We start from the raw sequence: 20649 nt of genomic DNA on the forward strand, positions 1-20649 counted from the left end.
ACGCTTTTGTTAAGGAGCTGTTGGTATCATTGATCCGGCAGCTAGTGAAGAAAGACGTTACGCAGTGCTTGTCAAGCTTAAACTATTGTGGGCCAAGGTATCCACGTGGCTGTTTTCAATAGCCACCATCGTCGTGTTCCCACTCCTTCCGCTTGGTATCGAAGCAAAGAAGAACGCCTATCACATCAAGGAGGAGAACATGCTTCTCACGACTGCGGTTCTATCGGTCGCCTTTTTTGTGACGTCGGAAGGAAACTTCTGTCGAGCTGCGTATGTTCTTCTGTTTCTGTACAGCATTTGCTGGGAGTTCGGAATCGATGCTGCCGCGGGTGAGCCTATGAAAACGACTATTGAGAACACATATACGGGCTGGATGACAGCAAACTCCGCGTTTGTTGCCTTGACGGCGACGCTGATGATACACTCGATCGAGCGTTTCAACTGGCATGTCGTCCTGAACCGAAGATTTCCCGATTGGTTGGAGAAAGGTTGATGTCTCTGTACGCGACGGTCCTTCTGGAGGTTTTGCGCGTCGTAACGGCACTCGTCGTTGGTGTGTCGACAATTGGCGGGATATGGGACGCTGTGAGAGGCTTGCGCGCGAAGCGTGCGGCGCGGCGCCATATTGCGGAGCAGCACGATACGATGCTGGCATCTCTTATCGAACAGGCCAGGCGCCGTAGTCTGAAAGATTCGGAGATTGAACGCGCTAGGGCGCGCATCCAGAGGTACATCAACGACCTGCCCGATGACGAGGCTGCGCTAGTTGGGAAGGGCCTCTCGCAGCTCAGCAAGAGCAGCGAGAGGCGATATGTTCAGGAGTTGCTCGGCGTGCGAAGCGTTTAGAGGTGAATTGGAACATTTCCCGCTTTTAGAGAAGTTCGGATTCGCCGACGTGGCGGTTCCTCTGTCTGAACGCCGGTTTCCACCTGATGGATCTATTGAGCGTGGGCGGTAGCGTTGAACAATCTGTCGCGAAGATGCTGCGACGCCAACGCTGGGACGGGGCCAGCAGTCGAGCTCATTTTCCTGAAGGCGAAGATCGTCCCGGTCGTCACGAAGAACTCACAGGCGGCACGCCACTTGAAGCGCCGTCGCCGGCGTTTCCACCAGCTCCGTGCGAGCGGCGGACGCATTCCGGGCGGTCCTTCCGCCTCCGGCCGGCGCATGACGCAGAACGCCTGCAGGATCTGCCAAGAAGGGCTTCGCTGTTGAAATTGTCACAATATGCGGGCGCGTCGTCTGTACGGGAAACCTGCTTCAGCAAAATAGCGAGGCCGATCCTAGCCATTTGTTTTCCCATGGCCAGATACGGTCACCCTCTAACCCACGCCCACAGATCATCCACCTGCACTGAAGCGGGCAGCCTGTTCCATCCTTGCGTGGCGACATTGATAGGTCCCCTGCCCGTTCCATTGTATCTGTGTTCGAGTTCCTCGACGTCGACATCGGTCTCGCGCAGCGTATCCAGTTCCAGCACGAAGTAGTATGGGTGCGTTTCTCGGTGCTCAAAGGCATTTGGTAGCAGTCTGCTGCCGGAACGCGCCGTAAAGACGATCCTGCCTTTGAATGTAAACACCAGGTAGTCGCTGGGAGCGAGCCCTCTTGTCCGAGCGATCCGGTCGGCTGTTACGAAGAACCTTCCTTGGGGGGTCCGGGAGGGCAGCTCCGACTGGAAGAACGCTCGCACGCTCTCTAGATCAGGAAATTCGCGCGTGCTTAGTCTCACGATGCGCATGCTAGATGCCATGTCGGGGTACTCCTTGGGGCCACGCCACCTGCTGTAGGTTAGTTGTCAAGCAGGCGCGCGTACTCGATGAGTCGATAGGCTGCCTGCAGGACCTCTTCGATGGCATCGACCTGTGCGGATATGCCTGCCGCCATCTCTATTTCACGGACGCGGATGGCCAGCGATGCGGTTCCGCTCTTCTGGACAACCCGGATATCGTCCGGCCATTCCGGCCTTACGTGCAGGATGTCCTCTACTGTTCTGCGTTCGAATCCCAGCTCCATCATGCTCTGGTCGAACTTGTGGGTCAGTTTGACGCCTTTCGGGAACGCATGCGCCTTGATGACGACCCAATCCGATTTCCGCCCCTTGTCGCCGGGCTTGTTCATTTGGAGGCGAGGGTGTCGGTGTCTCAAATGCTCCCAGTATCCAAGGTGGAATTCCGTCTTCGTCGCGCTAACGTTCATGGCGTTCCGTCGGCGGCCCTGCTTTATCGCCTCCGCCATAATGTGGTGCCGCCAGGCTGCGCGACGACCGTCGAGCTTCGAAAACCAGTCGGCTATCGCTTCATACTCGACGTGGCGGTCATAGGCGCTCGCGGCGGAGACCCCCTCGAGATATCGTCTGGGGGCGCACACCACGGTCAGGTACTCGTCGAACCTTCCTGCTTCCCGCGAACGCATGCCGCGGATGTGGTGCCGCTCGGCCTGCTGGTGCTGTTCGGGCGCCCTGATCTTGTTCTCGATGAGAATGCCAACCCTCTTTCCGTCCAGATGGACACGCAAAAGAAGATCCGTCTCGCCATCTGCGTCCGAGACGCTGTGCCATGCCCCTCCGGGGCGGACGTGGCCTAGTCCGACTCGGCTGCAGAACCACGAGACAAAGTCGTCGCTTATGTGAAATTCCTCCATGAGGAGCAGGTCGATATCGCGCTCCTCGACAGAAGCGAGATAGCGGCCAATATCATTACAGCAATCGGCGATTTCCCGCATTTCCTCCCTTTCCTTGAGAAGGCAATTACTCCGTGGAATCCAATCCGGCGAATCAAGCAGTCTGGATTAGAGGCCGCAACCTTGGGAAGAAAAGGATAGAACGTCTCTGCCGCAGACGTGTCGTGACGATACGCATACTCCCTCCCCGCAATCTCCCGCGCTGATCGTAGTGGGACGCCCGCATTAGCGGAAGTCGCACGATCAGGCTAGGACAGTAGCTCGGAAGGGTGGCAGTCGAAGCGGTGAGATCGCAACGACTGCGCTGACGGTCGCCATCAACGATCCCTTGAGGCGCCACCCTAGAGAGCTAAGCCATCTGGTCGAATATACGGTCAGTCGCAGATTGTCTAAATCTTGTGTCGAACCGCGCAAAGCTCGGACCGAAGGTATTTTGCGCGTTGCTTGGACAAGGAAACCTGGAATGAAAAAGTATCTGTTTGCCACGGCCACCCTCTTCTGGATTCTCCCCGGCAATCCGCCCGCGATGGCTCAGACGAACAGCGACAGCCAGACCGCGTCCGGAGACGGTGAAGTCTACTTTCAAAACTGCGCCGCGGCGCGCGCGGCAGGTGCAGCACCTATACATGCCGGTGAGCCGGGATACCGTCGCAAGCTCGATCGAGACGGCGACGGCGTCGCCTGCGAATGATCGTATACCCGGTAGAACGCATTGCAATCAAACGTTGGTATTCGACAGCTATCGAGTGTATCGGTATCTTTGCGAGCGGCGGGTGGGGCAAATGATACGGACTGTTCTTAGCGCAATGGGGTTTCTCTTGGGCGGAGCCGCCTTGTCGTTTGCCCACGCGGGCCTGCGCTTCATTCCGGACACTACCGAAGGCGGTCATCCATTCGTCACCGTGACGGGTGACTTTGCCTATGAAGAGGATCTGGGTGCCTTCGTGGCTGTGGTCAGGGCTCACAAGGCCGTCGCGGTTGTCTTCAATTCCCCCGGAGGCAACGTGCTCAAAGCCATGGAACTGGGCCGATTGATCCGCTCGGAGGGGCTCCCCACCATTCAGTCGCGTGGCTCAGAATGCTCGTCTGCCTGTGCACTGGCCTTCCTGGGTGGCGTGCAGCGCTTCGCCCAACCGGGGTCGATCGGCGTCCATAGATCGTCGTTCAGCGATACGCGGGGTATTTCGGTCGACGACGCCGTGTCGCACATTCAACGTCTCACCGCCGACATAATGGCCTACATCTCGGAGATGGGGGCTGACCCTGCGTTGCTACAGTTGGCGCTGCAGTATGACAGCGCCGACATGCGCTACCTCTCTCTGAGCGAAATGGCGCAATTCCGGGTGACGACCGACAGCTCCTTATCCGCAGGGCTGGCGGCAAAGCCCGCTGTCACCGAGCCACCGCCTACGACACCACCATTGTCGAGCAGCCCTATGCAGGCGAGCGGGCGCTTCGTCGTACCGGCAGCGCGGTCGGGCTTGGTACGCCACCCGAAGGGTCAAGCTGCCCTGAGGTCGAGGCCAGACAACAAATCAAATACCGTGGCAACCCTCAGGAACGGCGCGGCTGTAGATATCCTTGCCAGTGTAGACAGGTGGTTTGAAGTCAGGCAGGCCGGAACCAGCGGTTTTCTGCACGAAACCCAGATTTCGGTCAGGGAGTACGACGGAGGTGCGTTCGAAGACAGGCACGTCCAAATCAGGAGCTTCGACGATTACACGGACGCCGAGGCTTTTGTTCGCGCGTCGTCGCTTCCGCTTGCCGCCTATCTCGTCTCGAACGGCTGGTTCGCCGTCACGCTAAAGGACACATATAGCCTCGAGATTGCCGCCGATATGATGAAAATGCTGAAGTCACGTGGAGCTGTTCCGGAGGATGCGTTCGTCACCTACGGCAATACCTATGTCCGGAAGGTGTGCTGTGAGTGACCCATGGACGTTCCGGAGGGGCCGTGACTTCCGGCCCGAATACGGACGCCTGAGTGAGGTCCGCGCCGGCCTTGGTTCGCACCAATCCTTGCCTTCACCGCCACTGCTGGGCAGGCGATGCAGAAGCGAATCCTCTCCTCTCTCGGCGTCGAGGACGCCGTCGCGCTGATCAGGTGGAGCGCGGCGCCCGGAGGTCGTCACCAGGAAATCGCCAAGCGCTGCGGCTCGCAATGCTTGCGAGCCGCAAGGCGACGATCTTCGTACCGACGCGCACGCATCAGTCAGGAATTGGAGAGCCACCTCCGCAACAATGGGCTCAAGATCCCCTTCTATCACTCGAAGCGGTTTCAAGGAGAGAGCCGTCCACTCGTCAATCACATCATCTGCACGAACGCCTTCGGGATGGGCTGGATCGCCTGCCAACCAGCACGTTGGCATCCGTGACTACGCTAGACCACCAAGGGTCGTCGTCCCTTCTAACACGGGCTATCGGCACGCAATCTTTGCAGCGCTTCTTCCTTGCACCGCCGGCCAGCATCCTCTTGGAGACAGGAGGTGCCCCTATGCGCAGGAGAAGAAGAGAGAGCTCGATTGAAGTCCTTTACTGGCTCGACGACCACGGCAACCGCGTTGAAGACGTCGACGATCGGTTCAACAGCAGATTCATGATGCACGACAGCATGCTCGGCGACACCTGGGTAGCCGAGAAAACGATCGCTGAATCGGGCGTCGCCATCTTTACCTTGAAAGACATCGTCACGTTGGGATTCACGACAGAAGAATTCAACGCGATGATGCGTGTGCTTCGCGATAGTGACTTTGAAGAGTGCGTCTCCACGGAGGAGGAACTGGACGAGCTTATGACGCCGGCGCCGGGACGTCTTCTAAGGTGATGTTCTGCCCATCCTGTCGGACGTGGGAGAGGACCAGATTCTCTCCCACGAGCTTCAGATAAGTTCCCGGCCTCCTCCAATCGGCATTCTGCGAAACAGGCGCCGTTGGGCTGGACAGCACATCCCGAAGGTGCGGTATGTCTGAGAAGCCCGCCTTTCGCATTTTAACGGCGTCGCCCCGCCGTGCCGGATCGATTAACGCCTTGAATATTTGTTCGATGTCATGCCGGGAAAGAGAACGGGCTAAGACGCGGTCTGACGACTGCAACAATTTCACCACACGCTCTTCGGCAAGCGAATCTTTTGAACGTAGTAGATCCAAGATCGCTTTCAGATACCGGCTACGCAGGCCGGTTGACGCTAGGAAGCCCATGTCCGGACTATGGCAGAACCGTCCAAGGATGGTTGTGACCGTCTTGGGATAAGTCGCCGATGCCTGCTGCCCTCCAAGTTCGTTTTCCAACGCCGTGATTAACGCGAGCGGGCTACGAACGATGTCGCGGTCCGGCAGTTCGTTGAACTGCTCGCAAAAGCGCGCAAACATGTCATCCAGGCGTCTTCGGTCCTCGCCATCCGTTATGGATAGAAACCTGGGCCAGACGTAGCATAGCTCGATCAAGAAGGCGTCCGAAACAACATCGAAGCCTTGTCGCTTGTTGAAGAAGACGTGTTGGATGCGTTCGTTCACGCCTTCCAGATTCAAACTCGCGAGACCGCTCAGGAACATAACGGCGTTCGAATCTTCGTGCCCCCGATCAGCGACTATGACCTTATGGAGCTCGCTGATGAACCAGTTGTAAGTCGTCGGGTGAATAGCACGCATAGCGTCTGCCGCGGTGCGTGCAACATCGTCGACCATTTTGCCAGCGAAGAACCGCTCGCTCCGGAGATCGTTCATCAGCTTTTGGAGCGCAAATTTCGGCAGCGCGGGCCTCTCGCTCAGGAAGTGGTTGACCGCCTTCTTGAATACGGCATGGGCGTCGTCGCGATTGCCGGTGTAGCCATTTGGATGAGCCGCGGTGTTGCGCTTATCGAGGATTTCACGCAGAGCGACTTGATCGTCTGGAAGGATGACCTTGCCTTCTTTAAGCTTTGTCAGGAGGGCGCCTTCGAAGGTTTTTCCAGATTTTTCAGCATCGTTGATTGCGGACACAACCTGCTCGGCGTCGTATACGTCTAACCTTGCCAGATCTTCGATGTAATCTCGCAGGCTGCGGAAGACCGCGTTGGACGTCATGATGATGCAGGCGCGATATGCCTCCGCGTTGAAGCACCTCAAAGCTTCGGATAGGTATTCGGCGTACGGATTATCCTGTGCCTTTTGATAAAGTTGCTCGACGGTCACTGTCTCTGTCATGAAATCCCACATTCAAGGCTTCCGTCCTCGGGACGAGAACGCTGCCTTACGCGCTCCGGCGTAAAGGACGGGTTAGCGGCGGCGTCCGGATCGAGTCACCCTTAACGAACTCTCTCGATGATCTATCGATTGCGCGCGATTCGTCTGGGTTGCTCGGAAGGTTGACGCGGCTCCTCGTCGAACGATGGAATGCTGGGGATACGCACAGAAGGTCGGCAAGATCGACTGCCATCACGACGACTACGCTGCCATCGATCGCGATCATCGAAGGCTTCCCGTTTAGGGCCGAGAGGGAAATCAGGAAGGCCCTCGCTCGCGCTTCCTCGACGCTTTCCGGCCCATCGGCCGTGGTCGCAGGATTCCTCGAATGGGACCGACGGCTTCTTCGGGCGGCCGATCAACTCCGATTCCAATCAAGCGGCATCGGACTTTCCCCTGCGCTAGAAACTGAGGTGCTGCCCGGTTTCCGTCGACGACACCTTGGCTGCGAAAGATCGTAAGCGTTAATGCTCTGTTTGTACCAGCCGAGGATTCAACGGTTCTTTACCCGGCGCCGTGGCGACTCCCGGAGGCTCTCGACGAACGTGGCAGGAGCCAGATCCATGAGCACCCATTCCAGGTCCGCGAGAGACATCAGGATGGTTTGGGCGTCGTCCACCGCGATCAATCGGGGATTGCCCGCTAGCGCGCCGGTCGTAAGCAGATAGAGCTTTGACCGGGCGTCGCGCACCATCAAGGGAGGCCCGCACTCCTTCGCGATGAACGTCCGAAACATGCTGGACTTCTGAGCGGTCGGAGACGCTCGCATACGCTTCAGTTCTTCGGTCCACTCATTCGGCATCGGACTTTTCCATCGCGTCGAACATAGACGTCGCCCGATCACCGTCGACGCCACCTTCCCAGTTGAGGACGACGGCCAGTTCGCAGATGAACTCCTCGTTCTTTTTCACCAGCTCTTTCGCCCTTTCAAAAGCGTCGGCTAGCAACTTCTCGACCCGCTGATTTACGCTCGGAACAGTGCGGCGAATCCTGTCGAGATCTTCGATAGTTTCGGCGGCCATAAAATTCGTAATCCCGCCCATGCCAAGCTGCGCGACCATGGTCGTGGCAATGTCCGCCGCCCTCTGCAGGTCGGAACCGTTCCGGCCCCCGGATCCTTCGAGATGGTCCCCGAAGAGCACGGCCTCGGCCGCCATGCCCGCTAGCTGAACCACCAAGCTGTTCCGAAAATACTCGGCGGTCTGAAGGCGCGCTTCCCGGTCAAAGTGAGCGCCGCCTCCGATACCGATGCCATCGCGGAAGCTGTCCATCACGGCGACGCCCATCAGTCGTCCGACGTCGAGTGCGATCACGGCGGCGGCGTGGCCGGCTTCGTGGATGCAGATGCGATCACGTAGCTTTCCGTCGATGGGAGTGGCTGGCGGCAGGGAGGACAGGATGTCGTCCACCGTGACCGTCCGAGACTTCATCCTCGCCTTGCGGCGGCCATCCTTCACGAGCTGCGCCAGGTCGGCTCCCGAAAATCCGAGCGTCGCCGCAGCGATCTCGTCGAGATCCTTCTTCCGCAGGCACTCTCCGATGTGTGTGGCAAGAATTCCTTTTCTTGCCGCCGTGTCGGGAAGCGACAGCGCAAAGTGCCTGCCCAGCCGGCCGGGCCTTAGGAGCGCGGCGTCGATGCGATCGGGGTGGTTGCAGGCGCCGACGACGATCACGCCTTCTCTCCGGAAGGCGCCGTCCAGGCATTCGAGAAGCGCTGCCACTACCTCCGTGCAGTACTGTGCGTTATGTCCAGTGAAGCGGGTCCGGTCGCCCACGCTGTCGAACTCGTCCAGCAGGAGGATGCAAGGCGCCCGGTCGGCTGCTTCCTTGAAGGTGGCCCGCATGGCCTTGAGCATATCTCCGAGATGGCCGGCCGACTGCCACTGGGCAATGGACGAGGCTACAAAGGAGGCGTCACAGCTCCGCGCCAGCGAGCGCGCAAAGAGGGTCTTCCCGGTTCCCGGCGGTCCGCTTAGAAGCAAGCCCGCATCCAAGTCGCTCCATGGCAGTCTGCCCTCCCTCCAGAGATCGATATCGGCCAGGAGGCTCCGCGCCCAGTCCGCGGCCTGACCGTACCCGGAAAGAGACTCCAAGAGCGGAACCCCGTTGTCCCGGCCACTGTCGCGAGCGGTCTTAAGACGTCGCAGAGCCTCCGCATGGCTCCGGCCGCGACGCAGGGCCGACAGGACGTCGGTTATCGGGTAGGCCATCATCCTTGCGGCGTCGGCCGGATCCATGGCTACTTCGTGGACCTCCTTCACCGCGTCGAGAAGAATTGCGGCGTCGAACGCATGGACGGGTTCGATCTTGTCGGCCGCGGCTACCAGGAAGCTGGGGATGTTCACTTCGCTATCGAGGAAGACAACGACGCGGTCGTGGACGCGTAGCGCCGCCCGCACGTCGGAAAAGTCAACTTTCCCTCTGCTGCTGGTCGCAGTGAAGCCAGCGTCCACTCTGGACAGAGCCGGCTCCTTCATTTTCAGATCGAGAAACGCGCGTTCAAAATCCTTTCTGGTCTCTTCGGGAACGATGAGCGCAAGCACGAACGGATCGCCACGATAGATTGGGACGTGCCGCCGCAGCGACTTCCGCAGGGCGAGCGCGCAGGCGACGCGGGCGAGGACGGTGGATTTACTCTCTATGTCGTGGGTTCTACGCATGACATCTAGTTCCTGAACAGTCGGACTTCGGTGTGTGGGGCGATCAGCTCCACGTCGAGGTCGATGGCGACAAAGCGATTGAGGATGAGAGAGGCGAGCCCGGCCATAGGATTGGCTTCCCGGAATAGGCCCATGCAGTCGGCGACGCTCGCGAAGCCCTCCTGCTCGAGCGCGGCGAGGATCCTCATGCGGTCGCCAAGCGGCGCGCGGACATGGGCGTAGCGAAGAAGGTCTTGTGCGTTCTGGAGACGGGGTCCGGCCCGTATGTCGGCGGCTTCCACGAAGCGATGCCGCATCCCTCGGCAGGCGGCGGCTTCGGTCACTTCCGGATCGCCAGGTCCCTCGGTAGCGTGGAGGTAGAACTGCTGCCCGTCGGCATAGGTGACAAGGAAGTCGGGGCGGCTTCCCTTCCAGCCGGTGTCGAGGAGAACCCGATCCATGCCACTGGGACGGCAGCACCAGGCGGCCACGGCTTCGTCGACGTCCAAGAGGCAGCCGAGGTCGCGGGCGAGCTGGTTGCGAAAGGCGGGAAGGTCGTCGGAGCACCTGACGGTGCCGTGAGGACGGAATTTCAGAAGAGCAGGATGCGCGGCCTGGCGGTGGGCGCGGCTGTTCGCAGGCGAAGGATTCATCGACTTTCTCCACAACAGACTCTGAGACGCCGCCGCTGTTGCGGCGAAGGATTCAGCGTTGTTGCGGTTGTCGACGGCTTCTGAACATGGAGGAACAAATAAGGAACACGAAGCAGGGCGTCAAGGCGCCTACCTGGATAATTTCAAAGTCATCAGATTCGACTTCGCGTTTAACCCTTCGTGAGTCTTCCTCGCTATGCCGGCCAAGCGACAGCGGGTTGAGAGCCGATGAGCGACAGAATTCGACGAGAATTATTCCGCCAGGGCATAGAGATCAACTGCCCTGTCACCGACGTTGAAATAGCGTGTTGGTTCCAAAGATTTCACGTCGGGGCTCAGATGAAACCCAAAGACGTATGTTATACCCTGACGCAAGAGGTCGGTTGCGCGCACGCGTACCAATTGTCGTCAGTGGATGTGCGAAGAGAGATAGCCTCGGTCGGACTGCAGGGCCACTGGGGATCCGATCAGGTATATTTTGCTCAGAGGTCCGTCGAATTCCTCGCCGAACAGATACACCAAGACCACCTCAAAATAGAGGACGGCTATCAGGGTCAGGGTATCGGGACGATTTTGGCGCGGAACAGCTACCGTCTCGCCCGGCAGCTTGGCCTCAAACGGTTAGGCGTCACCGCAGTCGACACCGGTAGTTACGTGTGGGCGCGAGCAGGATTTTTACCAGACGTAGCAAGCTGGCAGAACGTTTGGGAAAGATTCTGGACTGCCTTCAAAAGATCGACGGCATCTCATGGCAGCTCAGGAACGAAATCTACCACCGGCTGGTTCCAGATAACCCAGAGGGATTGTGGTTCGTTGCAGACCTGAAGAAGTTCGTGGCATCAACAGTAGACCCAAGCGTGAAATGCCGCCTAGGAACGGTGCTGCTCGTCGAGAGCCGCGCCACTCGGCGAGGGCACCTCGAGTTTGAAACAGACGATGGCGAACCGACCCCACATCTCCGACGCGCAGCAGACTACCTAAGCTTGTAAGCTTGGCTCTGTATCACAAGTGATACCTCACTCTGCTGCAGCTCCAGTTGCTCTGCTATCCATTCGCTCGAAAGCTCCATCTGGGCCATTCGCATAATCGAATCTTCGACGGATGGCGTGATCTTGCCCTTGTTCTTTCGATCGAGCCGATCGAAGTCGATCAGCATATCGTCGGCAGCGTCGATGTAACCGGGTCTAGCCATACGAGATCCTCTGCCAGAACAATACCGAAATGCTCTTGAGTTGACCAGTCAGCGGAACCGAGCCTCGACTGGTGCCGGAGGACCACGTTGTGCTGCATTGAAAATCCGACTCGCGAACAAGAGCATGATGCCTGCGCGGCCTGCAATCAGCAAACAGCGCAACGGGTCTTGCGGGCCGCATCGGCTCCGATCTTTCCAACACGGTGGGATGCCAGGCCTGTCGCAACGGCGATGAAGGCTTTTAACAATCGCGTCAGTCGCTAATTTGATTCGCGAAATCGTCTTGCCGGATCCACTGGTGCCGAAAATGAAGTTGATCGGCCTCCGACCGTCGCTTCTTGCTCGTCCGTCGTCTCAAACGCTTCCCGGCTACCTAGCCCACCCTGAGCATGGCGTTTTCCTCTACGAGCCCACCCTCCAGTTTCAGGGCCTCAATTCGGGCGAGGATGGCATCCCGCAACTGCGAGCTGGTCGACTTGAACCCCAGGCCTCGCGCGACAGCGTTAACGGCCTGCTCTGCGGTCGCTCCCATGCTTGCAGCGATAATCTCTTTGAGTCCTTGATCGATTTCCATCGGCGGGATCATCTCGATCCTTCGCAGGCTCAGGGACGTTACACCGCTGCGATCGCGAAGCACGATGGGCGCCTCGGGCCAGACGAGGAAACCCTCCTTCCGGATGATTTCTCCCGCCCTATGAGCGATGTCTATCGCCGAACCGACGTGGGCGTCGATTCGGTTCCCGGCCCGTTGCAATCCCCAGGCCGTCCGAATGCGGGTGACGATCTCGTCCTTATGGATCGGCCCCTCCGCTTCGACCGTCTGCTTCACCAGGGAAACGATGACGCCAATCGGCGCTTCGTGGAGTTCGCTCGTTATGTTGGGTCGAAGGGTCGCTTCCTCATAAAGGTTCGCAGACGCCGCCTCGGAGGCGGCTTGAAGTCCGATTTCCGTGGCGTCAGCCCGCTCGATGGTGACGACCTCGACCGGGACCGCGCGCGAAGCCCCTTGATACCCGGACGGATTGGCGACGGCGTCTGCCTTGGCCCGTTCGATCGCCGCAACAAGGCGTTCGAGTTCAGCCTTCGGCCGTTGGAACCAGTCGGTGCTCCAGATGCGATGAAGCGTCCAGCCGTGATCTTCGAGGACCGCCTGACGCAGCCGGTCTCGGTCGCGGGCGGAACGGGAGTCGTGATACGCAGCGCCGTCGCACTCGATACCGATCAGGTAACGGCCAGGCACTTCCTCATGAGCTACCGCGAGATCGATGAAAAAGCCGGCGATCCCTACCTGAGGATGGACCTGGTAGCCACGATCCTGGAGGGCGGCCATCACCTGCTCCTCGAACACGCTGTCCATCTGACGATCAGCCCGCTGGCTCATCGAAAGGCGGCCTGTCCGGGCATAGTGCAGGAAGAGCTTGAACGCGAAGACGCCCTTGCCCTTGCCACGCTCGAGATCGACGTCCTCATCCGTGATGGACGAGTAGACTTCGCAGCGTCTCTTCGCGCGGCTGATCAGAACGTTCAGCCGGCGCTCGCCGCCCTCGGCGCCCAGGGGACCAAACCGCATTCCCATGAAGCCCTGTGCATTTTTCGCGTAGGCAACCGATATGAGGATGACGTCGCGTTCGTCCCCCTGGACGTTTTCCAGGTTCTTGACGAAGAAGGGCTCGTGCGGGTGGGCGTGGAAGAATTCTTCGGTCTGCGGATTCAGTCGCCGCAGAAGTTCCAACTGATCCTGGATCTCCCTGCGCTGCTTGATCGAGAAAGCGGCGACGCCCAGCGAGAGGTGCGGGTGCTCGATCGCGTGACGGATGATCGCCTCCGCGACCACCTTGGCCTCCGTCTTGTTCATGCCGTCCTCGAACACGCCACCGGGCACGTGATGGAAGCGAAGCCCCATCCCTGCCTCCTGCGTATACGGAGATGGAACTATGAACAGCTTGCTGTCATAGAATTGGGAGTTGGAGACCGCGATCAGCGACTGGTGACGGCTGCGATAATGCCACCGCAGCATCCTCTGCGGCAGCCCTCGCGCCGCGAAGAGGCCAAGAATGCTTTCGATGTCGGAGACCTGTGCGCCGTCCTGCTCGTCATCGTCCTCCGATCCTCCGGACGTCATCTTCGCGAAGAAGCGGGTCGGCGGCAACTGCCGTTCGTCTCCCACGACCACGACCTGCCTCGCACGCGCCACGGCGCCGAGAGCGTCGACCGGCTGGATCTGACTGGCCTCGTCCATGACAAGGAGGTCGAATTCAAGCTGGCCTGGGGGCAGGAACTGCGCGATCGAGAGCGGACTCATCATAAATACGGGCTTCAAGGCCTGAATGGCGGGAGACGCCTTCTGCATGAGCTGACGGATGGGCATGTGTCCCTTGCGGCGAGCCATTTCGCCGCGGAGGACGCCGACCGGGCCGATGCCCAACACCGCCGGAATGTTCTTGTGATGCGCACGCACCACCTCCAGCCGCGAAAGCGCCATGCGGCTTCGGTCCAGAGTGGCGAATTCGCTCACGAGCCGGCTATGCACTTCGCCATCGAAGCGAACGAGTTCCGGATCCTGCCGGTGCTGATCCCTCAGGATCGCCTCGTAGAAGGCCATATCGAAGTACGAAACGACACCGTCGGCCTGAACTCGGCCGTCGTCGAGCCGTTCGACCACCAGGCCGACGCCGGCTTCAGTCGCGTCCTGCGCCCGACCCTTGTAGGCGGCCCATTTTGAAAGCTGTTCGTCATTCTCGATCCATTTGTCGATCTTCGCCCTCAGCAGATCGAGGGGAGCATCGTTGGCGCTCTCCGCTCGGAGGACGATCTCCCGATCCGCCTTCAGGAAATCGAGAACGTCGCCGATCGCTATGGCCAGGGCGTCGCCCGCGTCAGACGCCCTGTGCGCTGCCTCGGCCGTGGCGGCGCGGTCCTCGATTCGCGACGCGAGATGCCTGATGTCGCCATTCTCGGAGACCCATTCGGCGACCGCCGCCAGCGTCGGCCAGTTGGACTCAGTCCCCATCCATTGCCCGGCGAAGGCCGCCTGTCCGGCGACTTCGAACGCGTCGATCGACACTTTCAGCGCCTGGGCGTCCGACAGCAGCTTCAATGCCTGCAGTCGGACCGATGCTTCGCACTGTGGCGACCGCGAAAAATCGCGGAACGCCCGGTCTGCCTCGGCAACTTCATGGAAGAGCTTGGCAGCGTCGGTGAGGACCACGCTTTCTGCGCCGGGCGCGTCGGCGAAGAGTTTCGGCGCTTCTTCGCCGAGGTCCGTCCAGGCTGATAGCAGCAGACCACGCACCTCCTGCAGCAGCGTATGCACCTGCTCGCATCGGGCGGCGACGGCAGCCTTGTCGCTCAGCCGGCTTGCGATCAGCCTTGCCTCCGTTCCGACACCGCGCAGGCTCCGCATCCACAGAACGAGGTTTTCCAGCGGCTTTGGATCAGAGCGTTCGCCGCGCCAGTCGGCTCCGAACGCGGAGCGCCCGAGAGCATCGCCTTCCTTGATGATGGCGCGGGCCTGCTTGCCCTTCTGAAGCAGGTCGAGAATGCGGATCGTCTCTGCCGGCGGCGTCTCGGGCATTACCGTCTTCAGCAATGCCTTGGCCTTCCGCCAGTCGCCGCTCAGGAACTTGAAGAGCTTCTCACCATGGATCGCGACAGCCGTACGGGCACCCGTCAGGTCGATGTCCCACGCCTGATCGGAGATCCTTCCGGACAACTCCGATTGAACCTGTCTGAACGTCGCCACTGCTTCGGCAAGGTCGCCCGCCTGGTCGAGCCCACGTTCCCATATTGCAGCAACGAACGCGTCCGGACTGGCGTCGGGCGCTTCGGCCACCCGCTCGCCGATGACGATCAGCCGGTCGATCGAGGCAAGCGTGGGAGAGGCGTTGACCCCGAGCAGGCCACGCAGAGCGCTCGCGGCGTTCAGGAAGCGGGGCAGCGCTGCGTCGAGCTGAGAGAGAGTGGCGAAGCCGGCCGCGGGGAACTCCTTGGGCAGCCGGGCGAACTGCGCGGCAATGGGCGACGGGTCCGTGGTCCAGGCCTTGTCCTGGAACAAGGCGTCTACATCTCCTCTCAGGCGTGAGAACTCCGCTCCATCCTTCACTGCCTTGGCGACCGCCGACTGCTCCGTATCCCAGATCGGGTCCGCCAGTGCCTGAGGCGCGACGCCTTCGGGGCATGATGCAATGCGATCGGCAAGCTCCATGTCCTTCTTGAACGAGGTGATGGAAACCGGTCTTTCCCGCTCGAGGCGGGCGCTAACAGCCTGCATATCCGCAACGAGCTGCGAAAGCTCGAAGCCCGCTGTTCTCAGGCGGCCTGTCAGACGCTCCAGATCGAGCGGCGTGATGCCCGTGAGACCAACGCCATACCACGGATGATCGATCGGGAGACCAATGTCCCTGATGCGCTCCGCCAGTTCCGACAGGAGCATCACAATCCGGTCGCGGGCTTCCGGCGTCCAGGTCGTCGCGTTCGCAAGCTCGATGTCCGAAGGCGGAAGGCCTTGCCGCCTTAGTCGCGAAAGATGGCCGGTTACCTGGAACGGCGTCAGCGCGTAAGGCTGATAGACTGTGTGCATCCGGACGGGATGCGCATTCAGACCGTCACGCGCCTCGGTGAGCCGACGATCGAGCGCATCGCCGGACTCTCCTTTCGGAGCGCCGAGATCCCAGACGTGCTGCAGTTCGGCGAGGAGGGCGCGCTTGTTGGCCTTGTTGCTATGAAGTTCGAGGCACGCGTCCCCGACGCCTGCCTGATCGAGACGGCGCTTGACGACCTCGAGAGCGGCCATCTTTTCCGCGACGAAAAGGACTGTCTTTCCATCGGCGACGGCCGAGGCGATGATATTGGCGATCGTCTGGGACTTGCCAGTTCCCGGCGGTCCCTGGATAACGAGATTTCGGCCCCTGCGAGCTTCGTGGATCGCCAGCGTCTGCGAACTGTCCGCGTCGACGATGTGCGTCATCTCGCGAGGCGAAATGTGGCGATCGATATTCGCGTCCTCCGCCAGCATTTCCTCCGTCCTCGCGAAGCCATCGGAAACGAGCGAAGTAATCAAGGGGCGGTCGGTAAACTTCTTGTCCGCCGGCCAGAGAGACGGATCCAGATCCCGATACATCAGGAACTTGGCAAACGAGAAGAACCCGAGAACCATGTCGTCGGGCTGCACCGACCACGTCGGCTTGATGCTGATGGCTTCCGCCACACCGGCGGCGTATTCCTCGAACGAGAAGTCATCCGACGCCTCGAACGCCGGCATCCGGATCTTGTGTATCCTATCCAGAAACGCTTCCAGAGAAAGGTTCGACGCGAATTCTTCCGGCCGCGCGCGTAGTCTGAAACGTTCCGCTGCGCTGCCACGCTCCAGCCTCACGGGCACGAGGATCAACGGCGCGTAGCGGACATTCTCGGCATTGTTGGGGTCGACCCACTTCAAGGTACCGAAGCCCAGATACAGGATGTTGACCCCCTGCTCTTCCTCGAGCGTCCGGGCGTCGAAATAAAGGTCGAGGAGCCGCTTCTGCAGCCCGTTGGGCGTCATGCGGGTCTGAAGTTTGGTGTCGCCGTGCCGGACGAGACGCCCACCCTCGTCCCTCTCGTCATCGTCCGGGAGCGCCAGCTCTGCCAAGGATTCATCCTCCTGGCCATCGTTGGAGTCCCTGCCCTTCGCGCCGGCCAGGAACGTCATCGCCCTGCCTTCGGAAACGAGGATTCGGAAGACCTCCGACGACTTCTCATCGACGATGTCGACCGTCCTCGCGCTCTTCGAGAAGCGTGGAACGTTCAGCAGGCGGTTCCGCGCTCCAAGATCCAGAAGCTCCATGCGGGCTCGCTCAATCTTGGCTTCGACCGAAAGATCGGTTTCAAATATGGATTGCTCGACTGGCTCGGCTTGAGCTGCAGACACATGGTTCATGCGCGTCTCCCCTTCCAGGCGGATCTTGCACAAAGGAGCAAGGCGGTCCAGATGACTTGTGCAAACAGCACGAGATTTATTGTCGCTAACTCAACGGTGGCGTGAATCGGTCGATGGGCAGCCGCCTGGCCCCCGGCATTTCGGTCCAGAAATCGATCTGGAGCTGAACCGCAACGACCGCAGGGTGTTTGCCGGTCGGATCGCCAAGAACGATCGCCGCGCTGCCTAAAATGCGAACAGTTCGCGATCCTTGCAGTGGAGGTCGTCCGGATCGAAGTATTTCCCGACCCATCCGTCGCTGGCACTGAGAAACCACTCCGATTGGACGGCCGCTTCGCGCTTGTCGGCGTTCCGCAATGCCTCGTCCTTGGCGGCGGGCGCCGTATCCAATCCATTCAAGAAATTGAAGTGGTCGATGAGACCGATGGCTTCTATCGCGAAGACCGTCGCCACCTCCGGATCGCGGATGGCCAAGAGATTGTCGCCATTGGCCTGCTCGCCACCGAGCGCAAGGTTGGACGATCCGCAGAATACCGTGGGATCGTTGCCACGGAACCCGCATACGACGAACTTGTGATGGACCTGATGGCCGAGTCCCACGTAGCGGATCTGTTCGAAGGGAGGCGGCAGGTGGGTCTTTCCCGGCTTGCCGGTGACCAGGACGCCTTGGCTGGAGCCGATCTTGTAAAGCGAAATCCCCTTCGGATTGTCCGATATCCCGAATGAGAAGATGGACCTCTCGGTATGAATCTTGTTCAGAACTTCGTACACGGGGTTCGGCGTGCCGCTGTCCAGCTCCATCACGGCGAAGAGGATGCTGGCCCGAACGCCGCCGTCGGCGACCTCCTTCCCGATCCTCGTGACGATGTCGCCGAGCACGCTTTTGGCCATCGCTTCGGTATGCGGTGCGAAGGTTATGCTCGTCGGTGGGACGCCCTGATCGAAGACGTGCCGGGCGTTTGCGAGCGGTGAATCTTCGAACGAGCTGCTCGCCTTGGTCTTCCAACTCTCCTCGAAGACCTGCAGGTATAGGCCGGCGACGTCTGCGTCCTCGTAGATCAGCACGTGGTTCGAATTGACATAGATGCCGGTGACGGAGAGGTTCGTGGAGCCCGTCAGGACCCTCTGGGCCACGCCGTTCCTCTTTACGATGAACACCTTGTGGTGGGCGTAGCGTCCAAAGCGGCCCCGTTTTATGGAGCCGGCGCCGGCGGATGCAGCAAACTTCTGTTCGAATTCGTCCTCGGGCTTGGGCTTGTCCGTGTTGTGGTGCAAGGCCGCGTTGTCGAGAATGATACGGGCCCGCGCGCCTAGGCCGATGAGGGCCTTCATGACGTCCGGCTCGTTGAGGTCGTAGGCAAAGACGTCGAGTTCAAGGTCGTCGTCGTCCTTCACCTCGTCCAAGATCTCGAAGATCAGCTTCCGCGCGGTGAAGCCGGACCAGCGGTACTCGTCCTCGAAGCGGAACTCCTCGCCTCGCGGGGACCGGCCTGCAACCTCGCTGGTGTCGAAGAGCAGCTCGTCGCCCTTGGGCCGGATCGGCGCCGACTTGCCGAAGTGACGGGCGAAGGCCTGCGACTGTGTGAAGCCCCTGGTGAAGCCGACCTTCAGGTTATTCGTCTCGAAGGGCGCCATTGTCACATGCACGTCGAGGCTCAGAGCCGGATCGAACGCCTTCAGCCGATCGTCGTCGCCGAAGTAGCGCGGCGTGATCGTGTAGGTATATGACCCGAATTCGGGTTCGAGTCCCTGGTGGTCGAGTCCGGGCACGTGGAGCCACCTGAACTTGCGTATTGGCGCGTTCATCGTCGAGTTGTCAGGCTCCGACGTATCCCGCGCATGCTGTTCCGGATGCTCGAAGCGAAGGTTGTTGAGAAGGTAGTACGGAGGTCGCGTCGGAGGCGTCACCCCGATCGTGAACCCGGCCAGGCCTTTTCGCGCGTTTTCGTCCACAACGTCGAAGGCGAGCAACGTCTTTGCGTCCCCGCGATGCGCCGCTACTGAAATGGTGTGGTTGCTGCTACCCGCCAAAGTCATTTCAAGCCCCTCCCCGAGGTCTGCGCCCAATCGACCAGCCTTGACAGGCTTACATGAGATGATACGAAAATAATATTACAGGTTGCATTCCGGATTGAAGTTTCGGGCTTCAACACCGCGCTTTTCGAAACTGCCCGTTTCCGAGGACGACGTGCGCGCATTCCTGTCCCCAATCCTTCTGGCGTTTCTGACCGGCTGCAGCCACTCCGTGGCGGGCGCGCCGAGGTATCTCGTGTCGGAGAACTTCGCGAAGGAACCTCACTCGAGGAACTGGTTCGTCTGCCATCGTCCGGAGAACACCTTCAAGTTCGGGGCGACGGACGGGTCAGGCCGGACAGCGATGGTCGCCACCGTTCGGCCGGAGCCGAAGGCGCTAGCTCTCCGGAAGGAGCATCATGCCGGCTGCATCGACGAGGACGGAGACTACCAGCGGGATGGGGACGAGCGGGCCGAGTTGTGGGAGTCTAGCGACGCGCGCGTGCCCTTGGGGACCGATATATGGTACCGCTTCGACATGTTCGTCGACGATAGCCTGAAGGCGACCTCCAAGCGGTTCGTCGCAGGGCAGTGGAAGGAGGAGCCGAGGCCGCGCGCGGCGGTCCCCTCGTCGCGCAGCGGTTCACCGGCCGCAGGTTCACGGTGACGGTCGAGCAGGACAATCTCGCTGCGAAGGAGAGGCCCGACGACGTGCTGTGCAGAGTGCTTGTGGCCGACCAATTTCCGCTTTCGGAGTCCCCGGCGGGGTGGGCCCATGACGACAAGGCAAAGGTGGTGCCGCCCATCCAGCATCGCAAGGACAGAATGGATTTCAGTTCCGAGGCCATCGCAGTTGCGCGCGATCCCGGATGTGCTCGCGGCATCGTCGCCAAACAGTACCACGTTCTTCCCGATCCCTTCGGCCGCTGGACGACGATGGTCTACCACGTTGGGCTGACGCCGGATAACAAGGCGTTCGTTGAGATCTGGGCGAACGGCGTCAAGATCGGCCGGGTGGACGGCAGGATAGGCTATGCGAAGACCGGACCGCGCCTCACGCAGTACTTCAAGTTCGGGCCTTATCGCGACCCCGAGAACTTCGAAACCGTCACGAAGCTTGCGAACTACGTCCGGAGCACCTCCCGCAGGGATGTCGATCCGACTGGCAGGCTAGCTCCGGATTGAGCTTACCCCGCCAAGTCTTCCGCCGAGGGGATCTGCCAAGTGACTTCCGTCTCGCTTGCTTCTCCGCCACCGGCACCCGCCGTCGCGGACGTCCGCCTGCCCACGTCGTTGTGAATGAACAGCGCCGCTACAGCCGTTTTTCTTGACAGGA

16 protein-coding genes are annotated in these 20649 nt (G+C 60.3%); 7 read left to right on the plus strand and 9 right to left on the minus strand.

Translation table 11 applies throughout. The annotated features are described in order from the left end of the window. Nucleotides 1-64 precede the first annotated feature (64 nt). Both QA637_RS07040 and QA637_RS07045 read left to right on the plus strand, forming a co-directional pair. Nucleotides 65-493, plus strand: coding sequence for a hypothetical protein (locus tag QA637_RS07040; RefSeq protein ID WP_283064455.1), 429 nt, complete (start codon nt 65-67; stop codon nt 491-493). Continuing rightward, nucleotides 493-846, plus strand: a complete 354-nt coding sequence (locus QA637_RS07045; protein WP_283064457.1) for a hypothetical protein — start codon at nt 493-495, stop codon at nt 844-846. Before QA637_RS07040 ends, QA637_RS07045 begins: the two co-directional genes overlap by 1 nt. Nucleotides 847-1315: 469 nt before the next feature. On the opposite strand, the gene QA637_RS07050 is transcribed toward QA637_RS07045, so the two are convergent. Further along, on the minus strand, nt 1316-1750 hold the full coding sequence (locus QA637_RS07050) for a hypothetical protein (protein ID WP_283064459.1): 435 nt from the start codon (nt 1748-1750) through the stop codon (nt 1316-1318). Between the two features lie 38 nt (nt 1751-1788). Continuing rightward, nucleotides 1789-2721: a hypothetical protein gene (locus QA637_RS07055; protein WP_283064461.1), complete on the minus strand. Its 933-nt coding sequence runs from the start codon at nt 2719-2721 to the stop codon at nt 1789-1791. A gap of 421 nt (nt 2722-3142) precedes the next feature. Here QA637_RS07055 and QA637_RS07060 point away from each other — a divergent pair, with 421 nt between their 5' ends. From QA637_RS07060 to QA637_RS07070, 3 genes are all read left to right on the plus strand, one after another. After that, a complete protein-coding gene (locus QA637_RS07060; protein WP_283064463.1) occupies nt 3143-3370 on the plus strand; it encodes an excalibur calcium-binding domain-containing protein in 228 nt (75 codons plus the stop codon). A gap of 142 nt (nt 3371-3512) precedes the next feature. Continuing rightward, complete coding sequence (locus tag QA637_RS07065; protein ID WP_283064465.1) at nt 3513-4610, plus strand: SH3 domain-containing protein; 1098 nt, start codon at nt 3513-3515, stop codon at nt 4608-4610. A 563-nt stretch (nt 4611-5173) separates the two neighbouring features. Then, on the plus strand, nt 5174-5503 hold the full coding sequence (locus QA637_RS07070) for a hypothetical protein (RefSeq protein ID WP_283064467.1): 330 nt from the start codon (nt 5174-5176) through the stop codon (nt 5501-5503). On the opposite strand, the gene QA637_RS07075 is transcribed toward QA637_RS07070, so the two are convergent. The 7 genes from QA637_RS07075 to QA637_RS07105 all read right to left on the minus strand — a co-directional run bounded on the left by QA637_RS07075 (nt 5469) and on the right by QA637_RS07105 (nt 19337). Beyond that, nucleotides 5469-6872: a hypothetical protein gene (locus QA637_RS07075; protein WP_283064468.1), complete on the minus strand. Its 1404-nt coding sequence runs from the start codon at nt 6870-6872 to the stop codon at nt 5469-5471. The genes QA637_RS07070 and QA637_RS07075 overlap by 35 nt on opposite strands. Before the next feature lie 520 nt (nt 6873-7392). Further along, nucleotides 7393-7635: a hypothetical protein gene (locus QA637_RS07080; protein ID WP_283064469.1), complete on the minus strand. Its 243-nt coding sequence runs from the start codon at nt 7633-7635 to the stop codon at nt 7393-7395. A 55-nt stretch (nt 7636-7690) separates the two neighbouring features. Then, nucleotides 7691-9442: an AAA family ATPase gene (locus QA637_RS07085; RefSeq protein WP_283064470.1), complete on the minus strand. Its 1752-nt coding sequence runs from the start codon at nt 9440-9442 to the stop codon at nt 7691-7693. A 122-nt stretch (nt 9443-9564) separates the two neighbouring features. Continuing rightward, complete coding sequence (locus QA637_RS07090; RefSeq protein ID WP_283064471.1) at nt 9565-10191, minus strand: hypothetical protein; 627 nt, start codon at nt 10189-10191, stop codon at nt 9565-9567. Between the two features lie 973 nt (nt 10192-11164). Further along, nucleotides 11165-11383: a hypothetical protein gene (locus QA637_RS07095; protein WP_283064472.1), complete on the minus strand. Its 219-nt coding sequence runs from the start codon at nt 11381-11383 to the stop codon at nt 11165-11167. Between the two features lie 373 nt (nt 11384-11756). Then, complete coding sequence (locus tag QA637_RS07100) at nt 11757-17300, minus strand: DUF3320 domain-containing protein (RefSeq protein WP_283064474.1); 5544 nt, start codon at nt 17298-17300, stop codon at nt 11757-11759. A gap of 225 nt (nt 17301-17525) precedes the next feature. Beyond that, nucleotides 17526-19337, minus strand: a complete 1812-nt coding sequence (locus tag QA637_RS07105; RefSeq protein WP_283064475.1) for a phospholipase D-like domain-containing protein — start codon at nt 19335-19337, stop codon at nt 17526-17528. A 94-nt stretch (nt 19338-19431) separates the two neighbouring features. On the opposite strand from QA637_RS07105, the gene QA637_RS07110 reads away from it, so the two are divergent. Together QA637_RS07110 and QA637_RS07115 are read left to right on the plus strand one after the other, a co-directional pair. After that, on the plus strand, nt 19432-19980 hold the full coding sequence (locus tag QA637_RS07110; RefSeq protein WP_283064476.1) for a polysaccharide lyase family protein: 549 nt from the start codon (nt 19432-19434) through the stop codon (nt 19978-19980). Then, nucleotides 19977-20498, plus strand: coding sequence for a heparin lyase I family protein (locus QA637_RS07115; protein WP_283064478.1), 522 nt, complete (start codon nt 19977-19979; stop codon nt 20496-20498). Before QA637_RS07110 ends, QA637_RS07115 begins: the two co-directional genes overlap by 4 nt. The last annotated feature ends 151 nt before the right edge of the window (nt 20499-20649 follow it).

It is taken from the genome of Sinorhizobium terangae (assembly GCF_029714365.1).
GTDB classification, from domain to species: domain Bacteria; phylum Pseudomonadota; class Alphaproteobacteria; order Rhizobiales; family Rhizobiaceae; genus Sinorhizobium; species Sinorhizobium terangae.

Excerpts from the sequence above, each read along its gene's own strand:
- QA637_RS07070 (WP_283064467.1), top strand. The coding sequence starts at position 5,174 with ATGCGCAGGAGAAGAAGAGAGAGCTCGATTGAAGTCCTTTACTGGCTC.
- QA637_RS07105 (WP_283064475.1), bottom strand. The coding sequence starts at position 19,337 with ATGACTTTGGCGGGTAGCAGCAACCACACCATTTCAGTAGCGGCGCAT.
- QA637_RS07075 (WP_283064468.1), bottom strand. The coding sequence starts at position 6,872 with ATGTGGGATTTCATGACAGAGACAGTGACCGTCGAGCAACTTTATCAA.
- QA637_RS07080 (WP_283064469.1), bottom strand. The coding sequence starts at position 7,635 with ATGTTTCGGACGTTCATCGCGAAGGAGTGCGGGCCTCCCTTGATGGTG.
- QA637_RS07100 (WP_283064474.1), bottom strand. The coding sequence starts at position 17,300 with ATGAACCATGTGTCTGCAGCTCAAGCCGAGCCAGTCGAGCAATCCATA.
- QA637_RS07090 (WP_283064471.1), bottom strand. The coding sequence starts at position 10,191 with ATGAATCCTTCGCCTGCGAACAGCCGCGCCCACCGCCAGGCCGCGCAT.
- QA637_RS07055 (WP_283064461.1), bottom strand. The coding sequence starts at position 2,721 with ATGCGGGAAATCGCCGATTGCTGTAATGATATTGGCCGCTATCTCGCT.
- QA637_RS07045 (WP_283064457.1), top strand. The coding sequence starts at position 493 with ATGTCTCTGTACGCGACGGTCCTTCTGGAGGTTTTGCGCGTCGTAACG.
- QA637_RS07060 (WP_283064463.1), top strand. The coding sequence starts at position 3,143 with ATGAAAAAGTATCTGTTTGCCACGGCCACCCTCTTCTGGATTCTCCCC.
- QA637_RS07095 (WP_283064472.1), bottom strand. The coding sequence starts at position 11,383 with ATGGCTAGACCCGGTTACATCGACGCTGCCGACGATATGCTGATCGAC.
- QA637_RS07050 (WP_283064459.1), bottom strand. The coding sequence starts at position 1,750 with ATGGCATCTAGCATGCGCATCGTGAGACTAAGCACGCGCGAATTTCCT.